The following is a 16,374-nucleotide window of genomic DNA, read 5'->3' as shown; positions in this document are numbered from 1 at the left end:
AATGACGGACGGATATCTTCACTTTCTTACTTCATGACCAACGAGACCCTCGACGCCCAGGCCGTCGCCCAATACCTGATCGACCACCCGCAGTTCTTCGAGGAACACGCCAGGCTGCTGGGCGAAGTAAAGCTGTCGAGCCCACTGACCGGGCGCGCGGTATCGCTGCAGGAACGGCAGATGGAAGTCATGCGCGAAAAATACCGGGTACTCGAACTGCGCCTGGCCGAACTGACCCGCCGCGCCGAGGAAAACCACGCGATCGCGAACCGCTTCCACGCCTGGAACCAGGCCCTGCTCGCCTCCGGCGGCGGCGCCGCGATGGCGCGCGACCTGGTCGACGCGCTGCGCACCGAATTCATGGTGCCACAGGTCACGCTGCGCCTGTGGAACGTGGCGCCGGAACACCGCGACGCCTGGTTCGCGAGCGGCGTGTCGGAAGACGCCCGGCTGTTCGCCACCGGCCTGCGCGCCCCTTACTGCGGCCTGAACAACGACTTCGAGGCGGTGCGCTGGCTCGACGAGCCGGCCGCGGTGCGTTCGACCGTGCTGATGCCGCTCACCCTGGAAGGCAAGACCTTCGGCCTGCTGGTACTGGGCGCGCCGGATGCCGAGCGCTTCACCTCGACCATGGCGACCGACTTCCTGGTCCACATCGCCGCCACCGCCAGCACTGCGCTGGCGCCGCTGCGCGCTTGACGCCATGACGGCGGCGCAGGACGGACTGGCCGCGCGCTACCTGGGCGAGCTGGCCACCCAGCGCCAGCTGTCGCCGCACACGGTTGCGGCCTACCGCCGCGACCTGCAGGAACTGGCCGCCCTGGCCGGCCATGCCGACTGGGCGCGCCTGACCCACCACGATATCCGCCGCTTCGCGGCGAAATTGCACGCCGGCGGCCAGTCGGCGCGCTCGATCGCGCGCAAGCTGTCCGGCTGGCGCGGCTTCTACGACTGGCTCTCCGGCCAGCAGGCGCTGCCGGCCAATCCGGTCGACGGCGTACGCGCGCCGCGCCGCCCCAAGACCCTGCCCAAGGCACTGTCGGTGGACGATGCGGTGCAGCTGATGGAAGCGAATACCCGCGGCCATCCGGAACCGGCCGAGCTGTGCGACCGCGCTATGTTCGAATTGCTGTATTCGAGCGGCCTGCGGGTGGCGGAACTGGTCGGCCTCGACATGGTCTATACCGAAGGCGGCAATGGCGTCCCGGCCTCGCTCGGCTGGCTCGACCTGCCGGCGGGCGAGGTGGTCGTCACCGGCAAGGGCCGGCGCATGCGCCGCGTGCCGGTCGGCGCGCCGGCGCGCAGCGCCCTGGTGGCCTGGCTGGCCGTGCGGCCCGCTGCCCGCGACGGCAGCGCCGCCCTGTTCCTGTCCGCGCGTGGCGTGCGCATCACGCCGCGCGTCGTGCAGGCCCGCCTGAAAGCCCATGCGCTGCGGGCGGGCACGCCGGTGCACGTCCACCCGCACGTGCTGCGCCATTCCTTCGCCTCGCACCTGCTGCAATCCTCGGGGGACCTGCGCGCCGTCCAGGAACTGCTCGGCCACGCCAGCATCACCTCGACCCAGATCTATACGGCGCTCGACTTCCAGCACCTGGCTGCCGTGTACGACCGGGCCCATCCGCGCGCGAAGTCCAAGTGAGCGCGCGCTGAACTCGGTCCGGCTCGCGACGCAGGCATGAGCAGCGTCAAGACGCTACACGGTTGATGGTGGTGTAACACGAAATCCGGCATAATCGCCCGATTCTCCCGCCTGGTGCGGACCTCACTGACAGCAAAGCGAACATGGAACCCATCCCCAGCACCATCCTCACCGGCTTCCTCGGCGCAGGCAAGACCACCCTGCTCAACCGCATCCTGCACGAGGAACACGGCCTGCGCATCGCCGTCATCGAAAACGAGTTCGGCCAGGAAAACATCGACAACGAGATCCTGGTGCGCGACAGCGGCGAGCAGATCGTCGAAATGAACAATGGCTGCATCTGCTGCACCGTGCGCGGCGACCTGATCGTGGCCCTGGGCAACCTGGCGCAAAAGCGCGCCGCCGGCGAGATCGCTTTTGATCGCGTGGTCATCGAGACCACGGGCCTGGCCAACCCGGGGCCGGTGGCGCAGACCTTCTTCGTGGACGAGGAAGTCGGCGCCAACTACCTGCTCGACGCGGTCGTGACCGTGGTCGATGCGCGCCATGCGATGGACCAGCTGGACCGCCACGAGGAAGCCCAGCGCCAGGTCGGTTTCGCCGACAAGATCCTGCTGTCGAAGACCGACCTGGTCGATGCCGCGGCCGTCGAAGCCCTGAAGGCGCGCCTGCACCGCATCAACCCGCGCGCCCCGATCGCCACCAGCGACTTCGGCCGCGCGCCGATCGCCGAGGTGCTGGACCTGCGCGGCTTCAACCTGAACGACAAGCTGGAGCTGGATCCGGACTTCCTGCGCGCCGAGGAGCACGATCATGATCACGCGCATGGCGAAGACTGCGGCCACGATCACGCCCATGGCGAAGCCTGCGCCCACCACGACCATGCGCACGACCACCACCACAGCCACCACAGCGACGACATCGCCGCCTTCGTGTTCAGGAGCGAGCGCGCCTTCGATCCCGAGCGCCTCGACCAGTTCCTGGGCAGCATGGTGCAGGTCTTCGGTCCGCAGATGCTGCGCTACAAGGGCGTGCTGTCGATGCAGGGCGCCGATCGCAAGGTCGTGTTCCAGGGCGTGCACCAGATCATGGGTAGCGACCTCGGCGCAAAATGGGCCGAGGGCGAGACCCGCGCCAGTAAAATGGTCTTTATTGGTAAAAATTTGCCAAAAGACGTATTTATCAGCGGACTTGAACAGTGTTTGGTATAAACTACATCAGTTTTGCGGGTCGGTCCGAACCCGCTGACGGCCAGCCGCGACAGTTGGCGGCCGGGCGCCCCCAAGGCGCCAAGCGTTATTCCGGACAGCGTCCGGCGCGCCGCGGGCGAGCCGGCACAGGCAGTGCAGGACGGCAAATGCCGTCCGGGGCAGCGGCTCTCCGCACGCACCTGTTGCAAGGGTGTTAATGCTGAGTTTGCTGCTAAAATGAAAACCTCTGTCGTATCGAAGGCATCATGACTAAAACAACGAAACCGAATACCGCCGCGCAGCCTGAAGAACGCCTTCTGACGGAAGAAGAAATTCGGGCGATGGGCGACGACGACTACATGAATCCGGCGCAGCTGGCCTTCTTCCGCCACCGCTTGCAGGAACTCGAGAAGGAATTGCTGAAGAATGCCGGCGAAACCACCGAGCACCTGCGCGAAACCGTGCTGGTGCCGGACCCGGCCGACCGCGCGACCATCGAGGAAGAACACGCGCTGGAGCTGCGTACCCGCGACCGTGAGCGCAAGCTGCTCAAGAAGGTCCAGCAATCGCTGCAGGCCATCGAGAACGGCGAATACGGCTGGTGCGATGAAACCGGCGAACCGATCGGGGTCGCGCGCCTGATCGCCCGTCCGACCGCGACCCTGTCGCTGGAAGCCCAGCAGCGCCGCGAGCTCAAGCAGAAACTGTACGGCGACTGATCGCGCTGTCCCTGGTGCTCCAATGAAGAAAGCATGTGCCGTGAGGTGCATGCTTTTTTCTTTTGCGCACGGTTTTCAAGTGTGCATATCTTTCTATTTCCTATGGGATACTAGCGTGACACGACTGGCGCCGTGGGCGTGTGCGCGCAGCGCCGGCTGCGCACAGCCGTGTTACCGTCATGCCCGTACGACGGACTTGTCCATTCATCCATTGGGGTCATGGGGCTGTTTTCCTTCCTGAAGAAAAAGAGCGACGCGCCGGCCGGAGAGCTCCGGGACGGCATCGACACGCGCCTGCGCGCGGGCACCCCCTCGCGCCTTGGCGGCGCCCAGGCGCAGGAAGAACGCGAACGCCAGCGTGCCATCGCGCGCGCCACCGCGGCCAAGATCGATGAGATCGAGCTGGAGATGGCCTCGGTGATCTTCGACGACGAGCCGGCCTGGGGCAGCGGCGCGCGTCATCCCGCCGCCGCTGCGGCCAGCGCGCCGCTGGCGGCGCCGGAAACCGGCATGGACGAGCTGCCCGACGCCGCGGCCCAACCGGCCACCGCGCCGGCCGTCGAGGAAAGCGCCATCCTGTACGCCAACGGCCAGGCCGCCGCCGCCGAGCGCCTGCTGCGCGACAGCCTGGCCGGCTTCGGCCACAGCGAGCGCCTGCCATGGTGGATGCTGTTCGACCTGTACCAGGCCACCGGACAGGAAGCTGAATTCGAGAGCATCGCGATCGATTACGCCAGCCATTTCGAGACCTCGCCGCCGGCCTGGCAGCCACTGGTGCCGGACCAGGACGCGCCCCCGCTGGCCGGCGTGGCCGCCGCCGAGCGCTTCGGCCCGGTGCTGGACGCCGGCATCGCCCCCGGCCTGGCGCGCCTGCTGGCGGCCAGCTCCCCGCTGGTGCGCATCGACCTGGGCGCGGTGCGCAGCGCCGATGCCGACGGCTGCGCGCGCCTGCTGGCGGCCCTGCAGGCGCTGCGGGAGGACGGCCGCGAACTGGTGCTGGCCGGCGCCGACACCCTGATGGCGACCTTGCGTCCCATGCTCGCCGTCGGCGAGCGCGCGGGCGGCCAGGCGCCCTGGCTGCTGCTGCTGGAACTGCTGCTGCTGTCGAACCGCGAGAAGGATTTCGAAGAGTCGGCGATGGATTACTGCGTCACCTTCGAGGTGTCGCCGCCTTCGTTCGAGGCGCCCAAACGGGTCTCGACCGCGCCCCCGGCGCCGCGGGCGGGCGACCGCTTCCTGCTGCCCGCGCTGGCGCTGGGCGACGGTGGCGCCCTGCTGGACGCCATCGACGCCTACGCCGACGGACGCACGGTGCTGGTGCTGGACTGCGCGCGCCTGGCGCGCATGGACTACGGCTTCGCCACCGCGCTGCAGGCCCGGCTGCGCGTCCATACTGGCCAGGAACGGCGCGTCGAGCTGCGCGAGCTGAACCACCTGGTGGCGGCCCTGCTGCGCCTGCTCGGCTATGGACAGGGTGGCGATACGATCCGTCTGTATCCGCACCGCTACTGAGACCAGTCACGCGGGCGGTTTTGCCTGCTCGACAGTTTTTAGCCGCGTTTGTCTTGCAATTTTATGCCCCCACCCCATCTGCGGGGTGCTAGACAACCACGAGGCATAAAATGGAACAATTTCACGGCACCACCATCGTCAGTGTGCGGCGCGGCAACCAGGTTGCGCTGGGCGGCGATGGCCAGGTCACGCTGGGCAACGTCGTCATGAAGGGCTCGGCGCGCAAGGTGCGCACCCTCTACCAGGGCAAGGTCCTGTGCGGCTTTGCCGGCGCTACCGCCGACGCCTTCACCCTGCTCGACCGCTTCGAAGCCAAGCTGGAAAAACACCAGGGCAACCTGATGCGCGCCTCGGTCGAACTGGCCAAGGACTGGCGTACCGACCGCATGCTGCGCAAGCTGGAAGCGATGCTGCTGGTCGCCGACCGCGAATCGACCCTGATCATCACCGGCAACGGCGACGTGCTCGAGCCGACCGACGGCATCGGCGCGATCGGTTCGGGCGGCGTGTACGCCCAGTCGGCAGCCAAGGCCCTGTACGAGAACACCGACATGCCACCAGCCGAAGTGGTCAAGAAGGCGCTGACCATCGCCGGCGAGCTGTGCATCTACACCAACCTGAACCACATCATCGAGACCCTGGAATGAACCAGTCCCCCATCATGAACATGACCCCGCCCGAGATCGTCTCGGAACTGGACAAGCACGTGGTCGGCCAGGGCAAGGCCAAGCGCGCGGTCGCGATCGCGCTGCGCAACCGCTGGCGCCGCCAGATGGTAGCGGAGCCGCTGCGCCACGAGATCACCCCGAAGAACATCCTGATGATCGGCCCGACCGGCGTCGGCAAGACCGAGATCGCGCGCCGCCTGGCCAGGCTGGCCGACGCGCCCTTCATCAAGATCGAAGCGACCAAGTTCACCGAGGTCGGCTATGTCGGCCGCGACGTCGACACCATCATCCGCGACCTGATCGACATCGGCGTCAAGCAGACCCGCCTGAGCGAGCAGAAGAAGGTGCGCCAGCGCGCCGAGGATGCGGCCGAAGACCGCGTCATCGACATCCTGGTACCGCCGGCGCGCGACTTCGGCTTCAACGTCGCTAGCAACGCGGGCGGCGACGGCAAGGACGGCGATGCCACCCGCCAGACCTTCCGCAAGCGCCTGCGCGAAGGCTCGCTCGACGAGCGCGAGATCGAGATCGACGTGGCCGACGCCGCGCCGCAGATGGAGATCATGGCCCCGCCCGGCATGGAAGAGATGACCGAGCAGATCAAGTCGATGTTCGCCGGCGTCGGCAACGCGCGCAAGAAGCCGCGCAAGATGAAGATCAAGGACGCGATGAAGCTGCTGGTCGACGAGGAAGCCGCCAAGCTCGTCAACGAGGACGAGCTGAAGCAGAAAGCGATCGCCAACGTCGAGCAGAACGGCATCGTGTTCCTGGACGAGATCGACAAGATCGCGACCCGTTCCGAACACGGCGGCGCCGACGTCTCGCGCGCCGGCGTGCAGCGCGACCTGCTGCCGCTGGTCGAGGGCACGACGGTGAACACCAAGTACGGCATGATCAAGACGGATCACATCCTGTTCATCGCCTCGGGTGCCTTCCACCTGTCCAAGCCGTCGGACCTCATTCCTGAATTGCAGGGCCGCTTCCCGATCCGCGTGGAACTAGAATCGCTGTCGATCGACGACTTCAAGAGCATCCTGACCTCGACCGACGCGAGTCTCACCAAGCAATACGAAGCGCTGCTCGCAACCGAGGGCGTGAAGGTCGATTTCACGAGCGAAGGCATCCACCGCCTGGCGGAAATCGCCTTCTCCGTCAACGAACGTACCGAGAACATCGGCGCGCGCCGCCTGTACACGGTGATGGAAAAGCTGCTCGAGGAAGTCTCGTTCTCGGCCGGCCTGGAGAAGGAGCAGTTGGTCACCATCGACGCCGCCTACGTCAATGCGCGCCTGGATGCGCTGGCGGTCAACGAGGACATGTCGCGCTACGTCCTGTAAGCAACGCGGGAGAGAGGAAATGGCAAACAAGGCTCTGGCAACCCGGCAAAAGATGCGGCTGCGGGTGGAACCATCCCAGGCGTTCGGCAAGCCGCGCAACCCGATTGCGGCCCTGGCCAAGGCCAGGTCGGCCGGGCCGCATGCCAAGCCGCTCTCCAGCGAACGGCAGGAGGCCAAGCGCCTGCTGAAGAAAGCAAAACTGGTCGCGGACGAGGACGAATAAGCCGTCCGGCACGATTTCCCCTTGGCGGGCCGCGCAAGCGTGCCCGCCTTTTTTACGCCCGCACGGTGAACGGGACTGCTGCGCTCGTGGGCGCAGCAGCATGGCGCGGCGCGCCGGCATATTGCCCGGCACCGCATTCGCAGGTACATTCAGCCGTCGCCATCCAATACAGGAACACCATGAGCTCTCCCGAACAGGTCCTCGACGTCCTGCGCGCCGAACTGCGCGCCACCGGCATTACCTACAAGGGCCTGGCCGAGCGTATCGGCGTGAGCGAGTCGAGCGTGAAGCGCATGTTCGGCCAGAAGGACATGACGCTCTCGCGCCTGGCCCAGATCTGCCAGGTGACCGGCATCGCGCTGGAAGACGTGCTGCGCCGCGCCGCGGACGCGCGCCCGCAGGCCGACACCCTCACGCTGCCGCAGGAAACCTCGCTGGTTGCCAACCCGCGCCTGCTCTTGATGGCGATCTGCTGCCTGGGGCACTGGTCGGTGGAACAGGTGATCGAAACCTATCGCCTGAGCGAACCGGATTGCATTACCCTGCTCGCCGAACTCGACCGGCTAGGACTGATCAAGCTGAAACCTTTGAACCGCTACAGCCTGCGGGTATCGAACGCCTTCCGCTGGCTGCCGGATGGCCCGGTGCAGCGTTTCTTCCGCGAACACGTGGTACAGGATTATTTTGCGGGCGGCTTCGACCGGCCGGGCGAGGCCCTGATGTGCCTGCCGGCGCGGCTGTCCGGCGCCAGTGCCCAGGAACTGGGCCAGAAGATCGCGCAGCTGGCGGGCGAGCTGGCGCGCCTGCACCGCAACGACCGGCGCCTGCCGGCGCAGGAGCGCGAGGGCTATACCCTGCTGCTGGGTTTCCGGTCGTGGGAGTTCGCGGCGTTCACGGCCTTGCGCCGCGGATGAGGTGGAGACTCCGCCGATGTAGAGCGTGCCGAAATCCAGGGTCAGCTCGTTCTGGTCGGCATCGAGGCTGAACGACTGTGCGGCGTGCAGCAGGTTGCTGTATTCAGCGTTCAGGAAACCGGTCCAGTCGATGTCCGAACTGGCCGTGGCGGTGCCGTTGAACGTGTTCCTGGTCAGATTGGCCGGGTTCGACACGGCCACGTGGTCGCCTGGAAGGACCATCTTGACGGCGCCGCCGCTACCTGCAGCCTCGTAGTTGCCGTTTTAATCGCTGCCAGGCGCTGGAGGCTCGGCCAGCGGCTACTTTCCGTCGTTATACTGTGCCGAATGCCCTATTCTCCCTACCCGTATCCGCCATCTGCTCCACGCCCGGTTCGCGCTCGTCGCCTCGGTGTCGCCTTGCTTGCCTTGCTCGTCCACGCGGTCCTGTTCATCGGCTGGCAGCAGACACGCATGCCCGTGAAGACGGATGCGGAAGGAAGGGAAGACGGCATGCAGTGGCTTCAACTGCCGGCCCGGGCGCCGCGCGAGGATGCGCTACCTGTGCCTGCACCGGAGAAGCTTCCGGGTTCGCAGCCCCCATTGAAGCGCCCTGCGCAGCCAGGGCCGGCGCGCGCTGCCCGTACGGACGCCCTGCCGGTCGCGCCTGCTGGCTCGCCAGCAGGGCCGTCCGATCCCGGACTGGTACCGGAAGCGCCGACAGCGCCGGCGCCCCCCGCTGCTCCTGCCCAGAATGCCCGCGCGATCCTGGAAACCGCCGTGCGCAGTGCCGGCGCCATCGACCGCGCGCTGCGCAAGGAAAGCAAGCCCCTCATCATCGCGCCACCCGACAGTCCGACGCTGCGCATGCGCGAGGGCATGGAGCAGGCGCGCGCACTGGCCCCGACGCGCCTGTGGGAAGCGCCCAAGGTCGAGGAGCTGGTGAACAACACGGGCGACGGCGCGCGGCGCACGCGCGTGGTGACCGGCCGCGGCACTTACTGCGTCACGGAACGCTCGCCCGTCACCAATGTCGAGATGATCGAAATGCACGGCAAGATCAGGCTGACCAGCTGCCCGCGCGATGAAACGCCGGCCAAGGCGCAGGTGTGGCGTACGGCGCGCGATTGACAGGCGCCCTTTCTCGCACGGCAGGGCACGGCCGGGCATGGCAGGCGGACGCAGGCTGCTTGTCGAGCCTTATCTTGCACCCGGTTCCAGTTCGTGGCCACCACGGCGTTCACGGCCTGGCGCCGGGCTGGGCGCCATAGGAAACGAGTTTCCTGGCCGTGTTGCTCATGAAGTCAGGCGGACAGTGCAGGCCGGACCAGGGCTCGCGGGTGGTCTCTTCGAGGGCCAGTGCGAGCCCTTGCCGCACCTGCGCATCGAGCCTGGCAGGGGGCCTGGCCAGCATCAGGTCGACCATGCCGCGCCTGCAGCGCTGGATCACCGAGGCCAGCGCACTGTCATCCTGGTCCGGATACAGCAGATAAGGGTCGGCGCCGAGCTTGAGCAGGAGCGCGAGCAGCGCGTCGTCCTCGGGCGCCTCGCACAGGCTGCCGTTCGACGACCATGCCGGACAGCGGCCGACCCTGGCATTGAAGTCATAGCGCTTCGCCTTCAGCTTTTCAAGAAAGACCTGGCGCCAGCGGTCGCGGTCGGCAAGCGCGTCCAGGTCGGGGTCGCGCGCATGCTCCTTGTCGCAGCGGTCGACCACGGTCGACAGCAGTGTCCCCGGTGCGTGCGACCTGGACGCGTCCGGCACGGCGCCCGTGTCCAGCAGCCAGCTGGCGTATTCGAAGTTGCAGACATAGGCGGCCTGGTCGAGGGCTTCGCTGCCGGCTTCACCACGGACCGCGCGCAGCAGCGCCGGATACGTACGGACTAGTTCCGACACCTTGTCGATGTAGCGCTGCCGCAGCACCGGGGTCGCGGCACGCACGCTTGCCTGCGCAAATTCGGACAGCAGATCTTCCGCATGCTCCGGCGCGATACCGTAGGCGAGCAGGCGCGCCATGACCTTCGGGTAGGCGACCGCATCTTCCAGGTACTCGGCAGCCAGCTCGGAACGCGGATCGAGCTTGCCGGTCCGCAGGAAGAAGTCGAGCACTTCCGTGTTCTCGCCCGACTCGTAGGCATCGAATGCATCGCGAAACGGGGTAGCGCCGATGAAGTCGTTGACCTCGGTCGTCTTGAACGGCTCGGCACCGGCGCGCACCAGCATTGCGATGACATCGAGATCGACCGGACGCGCTTTCACCGCCCGGTTCAGCAGTTCGTCATCGTCGTGCGGGCCGGCGCGCTTGTCGACCGCTCCATTGCCGGCCACGTCGGCGCCATGCGCGATCAACGCCCCGATGATCGCCGCATCCGGTGTGGTGCCGAGAAAGGCCAGGTCCAGCGCGGTCTGGCCGCGCCCGGTCTTGCCATTGACGTCGGTGCTGCCCATGGCCAGCAAGCGCTCGACCAATGCGCGGTCACGGTCGCGCACGGCACGGTGCAGCGGCTGGAAACTCGCTTCGTGCGCGTGCTCGCGCCGGCGCGCACGCGCCTGTTCCGCTTCGCCGGTGAACACGCGCGCAAAGGCGGGAAGCGAGGCCAGCGCGCAGTCCTGCATGCGCTTGCCGATGCGTGCGTGTTGCGGGTCATCGCTGTTGCGGAGATGGGCGCCGACCTTGAACTGGGCCGGATAGCTGCCATGCAGGGCGGCGAACAGTTCCGGACCGGTCGCCTCGTTGCGCGCATGGCCCTGGTAAAAGCCGGACGCGGCGATGGCGTCGCCCATGTAGGCATAGAGTGAACCGAGCCGGCGTTCATACATCCACTCCATCAGCTGGACGCTGCGGTATTGGGTCGCCAGGTCCGCATCGCGGCGCTCGCTCAGCAGGAGAAACAGTTGCGCGCGCGCGACCCAGTTGCCATTGCGCGCGGCTTCGTTGAGGCCATGCAGCAGCTTGTCGTCATCGCGGCTTTCCGGCAGTCCATCGATATACGCCTCTACCGCATTCATCAAGGCCACGTTGCCGATCTCGGCCGGCGTCTTGCACCGGAAGCGCGCAAGCGCCGGCTCATCAGACATATCCTTGACGATCTTGTTCGCCACCGCTTCCAGCCGTGCATCCAGGGACGCCTGCGTCAGCCCGCGAGGCAGTGGTCCCAGCCAGGCAAGGAATGCCGGATTGTCGAGTCCTCCTTCGAGGAGCGGGGCTGGCGGCAGCAGCGCCTGCGCGGCTGGCTCACGTGCCTGATGGGCCGCGTGGGCCGCATGGGCCAGCCATCCGATCGCAGCGAGTACCAGAACAAGGAACAGGGCAAGCGCCCAGTGACTGGGTTTCGTCCATCCGCGCGGCATGCTGGCGCCTCCTCACTGGTATCCGTCGTCAGCCCAGCTTAGCGAAGGAGTCCAGTGAGGTATTGATTTTAGGCAACTATGCCGTCAAGGGTCGTGGCTCAGGGAGCACTGCCCTTCACGACCGTCCCGCCCTGGATCACCACCGCCGGCGCCTCCAGCAGCTGCACGTTCGCCAGCGGATCGCCCCGCACCGCCACCATGTCCGCGTAGCGGCCGGCTTCGACGATGCCAACATCCTTGCTGCCCAAGGCTTCGGCCGCATTCACGGTGGCGGCCTGGATCGCCTGGAGCGGGCTCATGCCATACTTCACCATGATCGCGAACTGCTTGCCGTTGCCGCCATGCGGATGCACGCCGGCGTCGGTGCCGAACACCATCTTCACCCCGGCCGCGTGCGCCTTCCTGAAATTCTGGCGCTGGATTTCCGTCACCTCGCGGTCCTTGCGCAGGTTGTCTTCGAGCACGCCGTTCTTCTTGCCCTCCGCCGCCGTATAGTCGCCGTTGTAGATGTCCATCGATAGCCAGGCGCCGTGCTTCTTGGCCAGGGCGATGCCTTCGTCGTCGATCAGGCTGGCGTGCTCGATGGTGGTGACGCCGGCGCGGATCGCGTCCTTGATGCCGGCCGCGCCATGCGCATGGGCCGCCACCCGCAGGCCCCACTGATTTGCTTCCTCCACCGCGGCGCGCAGCTCCGCATAGTTCATCTGCTGTTGCCCCGGTTCTGTGTTGCGCGAGAACACGCCGCCGGTGGCGCACACCTTGATTACCTGCGCGCCGTACTTGCGCAGCGCACGCACCGACTTGCGCACCTCGTCCGGACCATCGGCCGTATACGGATTCTTTTCTTCCATCGAGGGCGGGAAATACGTGCTGTCGCAGTGGCTCCCGGTCGGTCCGAAGGACCAGGCCCCCGGGATGATGCGCGGGCCGCGCACCTTGCCGGCCGCGATCGCCTGGCCCAGCCCGACGTCGTTCCAGTCCGACGCGCCGACATTGCGCACCGTCGTGAAGCCTGCATCCAGGGTCTTGCCGGCGTGGGCGACGGCGAGCGCCGACCAGAAGCGGTCGTTGTACTCGAGGTTGCTGTAGCCGCCATAGGTCGGGTCGGAATCGAGATGGACGTGCATGTCGATCAGGCCCGGCACCAGGGTCATGCCTGGCAGGGCGATGCGGGTGGCGCCCTCGGGGGCCGGGGCGGTGCCGGCCTGGCGGACGCTGAGCACGCGGCCGTCGCGCACCAGGATTTCGGGGTTCTGCACCATGCGTCCGCTGCGCACGTCGAGCAGGCGGTCGGCGGTGATGGCGACATCGGCCGCCTTCACCATGGAACAGCCCAGCACAGCCAGGCAGGAAAGGGCAATACGCGACAGCAGGACATGGGGTGGTTTCAAGGCTGATCTCCGGTGTGCAATGTTATTAACAACTTGCAACTTTATACCGGGATATGTACCGCGCGTCCAGCGCCTCCCCGTTCAACAAACACGCCGCAGGGCGGCGTTCATTGCACCTGGCTGGGCTGCGCCACCGGGCTGCCCGGCGCAGCGCCTTGCGGCGGCGGTGCCTGCGGCACGCCGGGATCCACCGGCGGTTCGGCCACCGGCTGCGCATTCTCCGGCGTGGTCGGCGTGCCCTGCGGTCCACCGCCCGGTGGCGGCACCGACTGCATCGTGGGCGGCACCGTGACGGCGCCGGGTCCGGCCTGGGTGTCGGCGTCCGGCATGACGACCGGCTGCGGCGGCGGCGGCATGCCACCGGACGAAGATCCGGTATCGGGCGCCAGGTCGACCCGCTTCAGAACGCCGCCTTCGGACAGCATCACGTAGCGCGGATGTACTTCGGCCACCGTCACGCCCGGCACGATCTCGCGCCCGATCCGCACCGCCATCGGCGGCGAACCTTCGGCTACCAGGATCACCGCGCTGTTGGGGCCGGCCGCGATGATGCCGGTGAGCTGGTAGTTGGAAATCGCCACTGCCGTCGGCTGTCCACCGAACAGGTAAGCCGCCGCTTCCGGGCTCGGCTCGGCCTGGGCCATGGCCGGTGGCGGCGCCAGCGGGCGCTGGGCCGGCTTGTACAGCTGCAGGAACCAGTAGGCGACCGAGGCCGCCAGCAGCACCAGCGCCAGCAGGGTAAACAGGAGAGGCAAACGCTTGTTCATGGTTTCCTTGTTATTGTTCGCGTTAGCGCACCAGCTGGTTGATCTCGATGATCGGCATCAGCACCGCCAGCACGATCAGGAGCACCACCAGGCCCATGGCCAGGATCAGCACCGGCTCCAGCAGGCCGGCGATGGTGAGCGTGCGGCGCTCGAGGTCGGCCTGCTGCGAGTTGGCGGCGCGCTCCAGCATGGCGGGCAGCTCGCCGGTGATCTCGCCGGCGCGGATCATGTGCACCAGCATCGGCGGGAAATGCTTCTGCGCCGACAGCGCGCGCGCCAGGCTGACGCCTTCGCGCACGCTGGCGGTGGCCGACTCGACCAGCTCGCGCATCGCCACGTTCGACAGGGTGTCGCGGCTGGTCTCCAGCGCGCGCAGGATGGGCACGCCGGAACCGGTGGTGATCGCCAGCGTGCTGGCGAAGCGCGCCGTGTTCAGGCTGCGCTCGAATTTTCCGTAGACCGGGGCACTCAGCAGCCAGGTGTGCCAGCGGCGTTTCAGGTCCGGGTTGCGCAGCGCGCGCCGCCATAGCCAGAAGGCCCCCACCAGCAGGATGCCGACATAAATGCCGTAGGCCAGCAAGAAGTCGGAGATCGCCAGCATCATCACGGTGAGGAAAGGCAGCTTCTGCTTGGTATTCGCGAACACCGAGACGATCTGCGGCACCACGTAGGTAAGCAGGAAGATCACGATGGCAAACGCCACCACGGTGACGATGGCCGGGTAGGTGAAGGCCAGGCGCACCTTCTGCACCAGCGCGTTGCGGCGCTCGATGTAGTCCGCCAGGCGCGACAGCACGCGCGACAGCTGGCCGATCTGCTCGCCCGAGGACACCAGGGCGCGGTAGATCTCGGCGAAGTCGCGCGGGTGGCGCGCCAGCGCGCTGGAAAAGGCCGAGCCGCCGATGACTTCCGAGCGGATCGAGGCGATCAGGTCGCGCACGTAGGGCCGCTCGGCCTGTTCCAGCAGCGCGGTAAACGCCTGTTCCAGCGGCAGCCCGGCCTCGAGCAGGCTGGCCAGCTGGCGCGTGAACAGCGCCAGCTCGACCTGCGACAGGCGCTCGCCCAGGCCGCGCGAGCGGGTCGCGCCGCTGGCGTCGACCTGGGCCGCGATCTGCTCGACCGAGAGCGGCGTCAGGCCCTGGGTCCGCAGATCGGCGCGTGCCGAGCGCGGGCTGTCGGCGTTGACCACGCCCTTCCTGGTAGCGCCGCCGGCGTCGACGGCCTCGTAGCGAAATGCTGGCATCGGGTCGGTCCTGGGCTCAGTCCTTGGTCACGCGCACCAGCTCGGCGCGGGTGGTGGTGCCATCGCGCAGCCAGCGCTCGCCGTCCTCGCGCATCATCTTCATGCCGGTCTTCTGGGCGGCGGCGCGGATCTCGGCTTCCGAGGCCTGGTTGTGGATCTGGGCGCGGATTTCCTCGGTGGTCTCGAGCAGCTCGTAGACGCCGACCCGGCCGTGGTAGCCGGTGTGGCCGCAGCGCTCGCAGCCGACCGCGTGCCAGCCACTGGCGTCGCTGACCCGGCAGTGCACGCAGAGCTTGCGCACCAGGCGCTGCGCCATCACGCCCAGCAGCGAGGACGACAGCAGGAACGGCTCGATGCCCATGTCCAGCAGGCGCGTCACGGCCGAGGCCGCGTCATTGGTGTGCAGGGTGGCCAGCACCAGGTGGCCGGTGAGCGAGGCCTGCACCGCGATCTGCGCCGTTTCCAGGTCGCGGATCTCGCCGATCATGATCACGTCCGGGTCCTGGCGCAAAATCGCGCGCAGGGCCTTGGCGAAGCTCATGTCGATCCTGGCGTTGACCTGGGTCTGGCCGACGCCGTTGAGGTCGTATTCGATCGGGTCTTCCACCGTCATGATGTTGGTGGTCGACGCGTTCAGGCGCGACAGCGCCGCGTACAGCGTGGTGGTCTTGCCGGAACCGGTGGGGCCGGTGACCAGCACGATGCCGTGCGGCTGGTTGATCAGGCGGTCGAACTGGGGCAGCATGTCCGGGCTCATGCCCAGGTGGCCCAGGTCGAGGCGGCCCGCTTCCTTGTCCAGCAGGCGCAGCACCGCGCGCTCGCCGTGCCCGGTGGGCAGGGTCGAGACGCGCACGTCGACCGGTTTACCGCCGATGCGCAGGGTGATACGGCCGTCCTGCGGCAGGCGCTTCTCGGCAATGTCGAGCTGCGACATGATCTTGATACGCGAAATCAGGGACGCGTGGATCGCCTTCTTCGGGCGCACGATGTCGCGCAGCGCGCCGTCGACGCGAAAGCGCACGACCGACGTTTGCTCGAAGGGCTCGATATGAATGTCGGACGCGCCTTCGCGCAGCGACTGCGTCAGCAGCGCATTGATCATGCGGATCACCGGCGCGTCGTCCGAGGATTCCAGCAGGTCTTCGATGGCGGGCACGTCCTGCAGCAGGCGGGTCAGGTCGAGGTCGGCGTCGAATTCGTCCACCACCTGCGAGGCGTCGCCGCCGGCGCCGGCATAGGCCTTGGCGATGGCGTCGTCGAGCTCGCCGCGTTCGAGGCGGCGCAGGGTGATGCGGCCGAAGCGGCGCGAGACTTCCGCGATCGCGCTCGGCGCCGTGGCGCCGGACACCAGCACTTCGACTGCCTGGCCGGGTTCATCTCCGCCGCGCGCCAGCACGCCGTGGTCACGGGCGAAGGCGAAAGGCAACAAATTGTTCATGG

At 67.3% G+C, this 16,374-nt stretch carries 15 protein-coding genes; 10 read left to right on the top strand and 5 right to left on the bottom strand.

Annotated features, from left to right (window positions below; translation table 11 throughout):
* Positions 1-33: 33 nt before the first annotated feature.
* From LCI23_RS03290 to LCI23_RS03245, 10 genes are all read left to right on the top strand, one after another.
* On the top strand, positions 34-699 hold the full coding sequence (locus tag LCI23_RS03290) for a DUF484 family protein (RefSeq protein ID WP_224943986.1): 666 nt from the start codon (positions 34-36) through the stop codon (positions 697-699).
* Between the two features lie 4 nt (positions 700-703).
* Entirely contained in the window at positions 704-1,639 is a 936-nt protein-coding gene (xerC, locus tag LCI23_RS03285) for a tyrosine recombinase XerC (protein WP_224943983.1), read from the top strand.
* 143 nt (positions 1,640-1,782) lie between these two features.
* Positions 1,783-2,850: a GTP-binding protein gene (locus tag LCI23_RS03280; RefSeq protein WP_224943978.1), complete on the top strand. Its 1,068-nt coding sequence runs from the start codon at positions 1,783-1,785 to the stop codon at positions 2,848-2,850.
* Between the two features lie 245 nt (positions 2,851-3,095).
* Positions 3,096-3,548 (top strand): RNA polymerase-binding protein DksA, encoded by a 453-nt coding sequence (gene dksA, locus LCI23_RS03275; protein ID WP_224943975.1) that lies wholly within the window; start codon positions 3,096-3,098, stop codon positions 3,546-3,548.
* Between the two features lie 219 nt (positions 3,549-3,767).
* A complete protein-coding gene (locus tag LCI23_RS03270) occupies positions 3,768-5,060 on the top strand; it encodes a hypothetical protein (RefSeq protein WP_224943971.1) in 1,293 nt (430 codons plus the stop codon).
* A gap of 110 nt (positions 5,061-5,170) precedes the next feature.
* Positions 5,171-5,707, top strand: coding sequence for an ATP-dependent protease subunit HslV (gene hslV, locus LCI23_RS03265; protein ID WP_224943969.1), 537 nt, complete (start codon positions 5,171-5,173; stop codon positions 5,705-5,707).
* Positions 5,708-5,721: 14 nt separating this feature from the next.
* Positions 5,722-7,065 carry an ATP-dependent protease ATPase subunit HslU gene (hslU, locus tag LCI23_RS03260; RefSeq protein WP_224944284.1) on the top strand — a complete coding sequence of 448 codons (1,344 nt, stop codon included), beginning with the start codon at positions 5,722-5,724 and terminating at the stop codon, positions 7,063-7,065.
* Between the two features lie 19 nt (positions 7,066-7,084).
* A complete protein-coding gene (locus LCI23_RS03255) occupies positions 7,085-7,288 on the top strand; it encodes a hypothetical protein (protein WP_224943966.1) in 204 nt (67 codons plus the stop codon).
* Positions 7,289-7,467: 179 nt separating this feature from the next.
* Positions 7,468-8,202, top strand: coding sequence for a helix-turn-helix transcriptional regulator (locus LCI23_RS03250; RefSeq protein ID WP_224943965.1), 735 nt, complete (start codon positions 7,468-7,470; stop codon positions 8,200-8,202).
* A 453-nt stretch (positions 8,203-8,655) separates the two neighbouring features.
* Positions 8,656-9,312 (top strand): hypothetical protein, encoded by a 657-nt coding sequence (locus tag LCI23_RS03245; RefSeq protein WP_224943963.1) that lies wholly within the window; start codon positions 8,656-8,658, stop codon positions 9,310-9,312.
* A 109-nt stretch (positions 9,313-9,421) separates the two neighbouring features.
* Here LCI23_RS03245 and LCI23_RS03240 read toward each other — a convergent pair whose 3' ends face one another.
* From LCI23_RS03240 to gspE, 5 genes are all read right to left on the bottom strand, one after another.
* Positions 9,422-11,533 (bottom strand): hypothetical protein, encoded by a 2,112-nt coding sequence (locus tag LCI23_RS03240; RefSeq protein ID WP_224943955.1) that lies wholly within the window; start codon positions 11,531-11,533, stop codon positions 9,422-9,424.
* 98 nt (positions 11,534-11,631) lie between these two features.
* Entirely contained in the window at positions 11,632-12,924 is a 1,293-nt protein-coding gene (locus LCI23_RS03235; protein ID WP_307727695.1) for an amidohydrolase family protein, read from the bottom strand.
* A 107-nt stretch (positions 12,925-13,031) separates the two neighbouring features.
* Positions 13,032-13,691, bottom strand: coding sequence for a hypothetical protein (locus tag LCI23_RS03230; RefSeq protein WP_224943953.1), 660 nt, complete (start codon positions 13,689-13,691; stop codon positions 13,032-13,034).
* Positions 13,692-13,713: 22 nt separating this feature from the next.
* Positions 13,714-14,934, bottom strand: a complete 1,221-nt coding sequence (gspF, locus tag LCI23_RS03225; protein WP_224943950.1) for a type II secretion system inner membrane protein GspF — start codon at positions 14,932-14,934, stop codon at positions 13,714-13,716.
* A gap of 16 nt (positions 14,935-14,950) precedes the next feature.
* Positions 14,951-16,372, bottom strand: coding sequence for a type II secretion system ATPase GspE (gene gspE, locus LCI23_RS03220; protein ID WP_224943946.1), 1,422 nt, complete (start codon positions 16,370-16,372; stop codon positions 14,951-14,953).
* Positions 16,373-16,374 lie beyond the last annotated feature (2 nt).

Source organism: Massilia sp. MS-15 (assembly GCF_020176695.1).
Lineage (GTDB): Bacteria > Pseudomonadota > Gammaproteobacteria > Burkholderiales > Burkholderiaceae_D > Telluria > Telluria hydrophila.
This window is presented reverse-complemented; position numbering and strand designations above follow the sequence as displayed.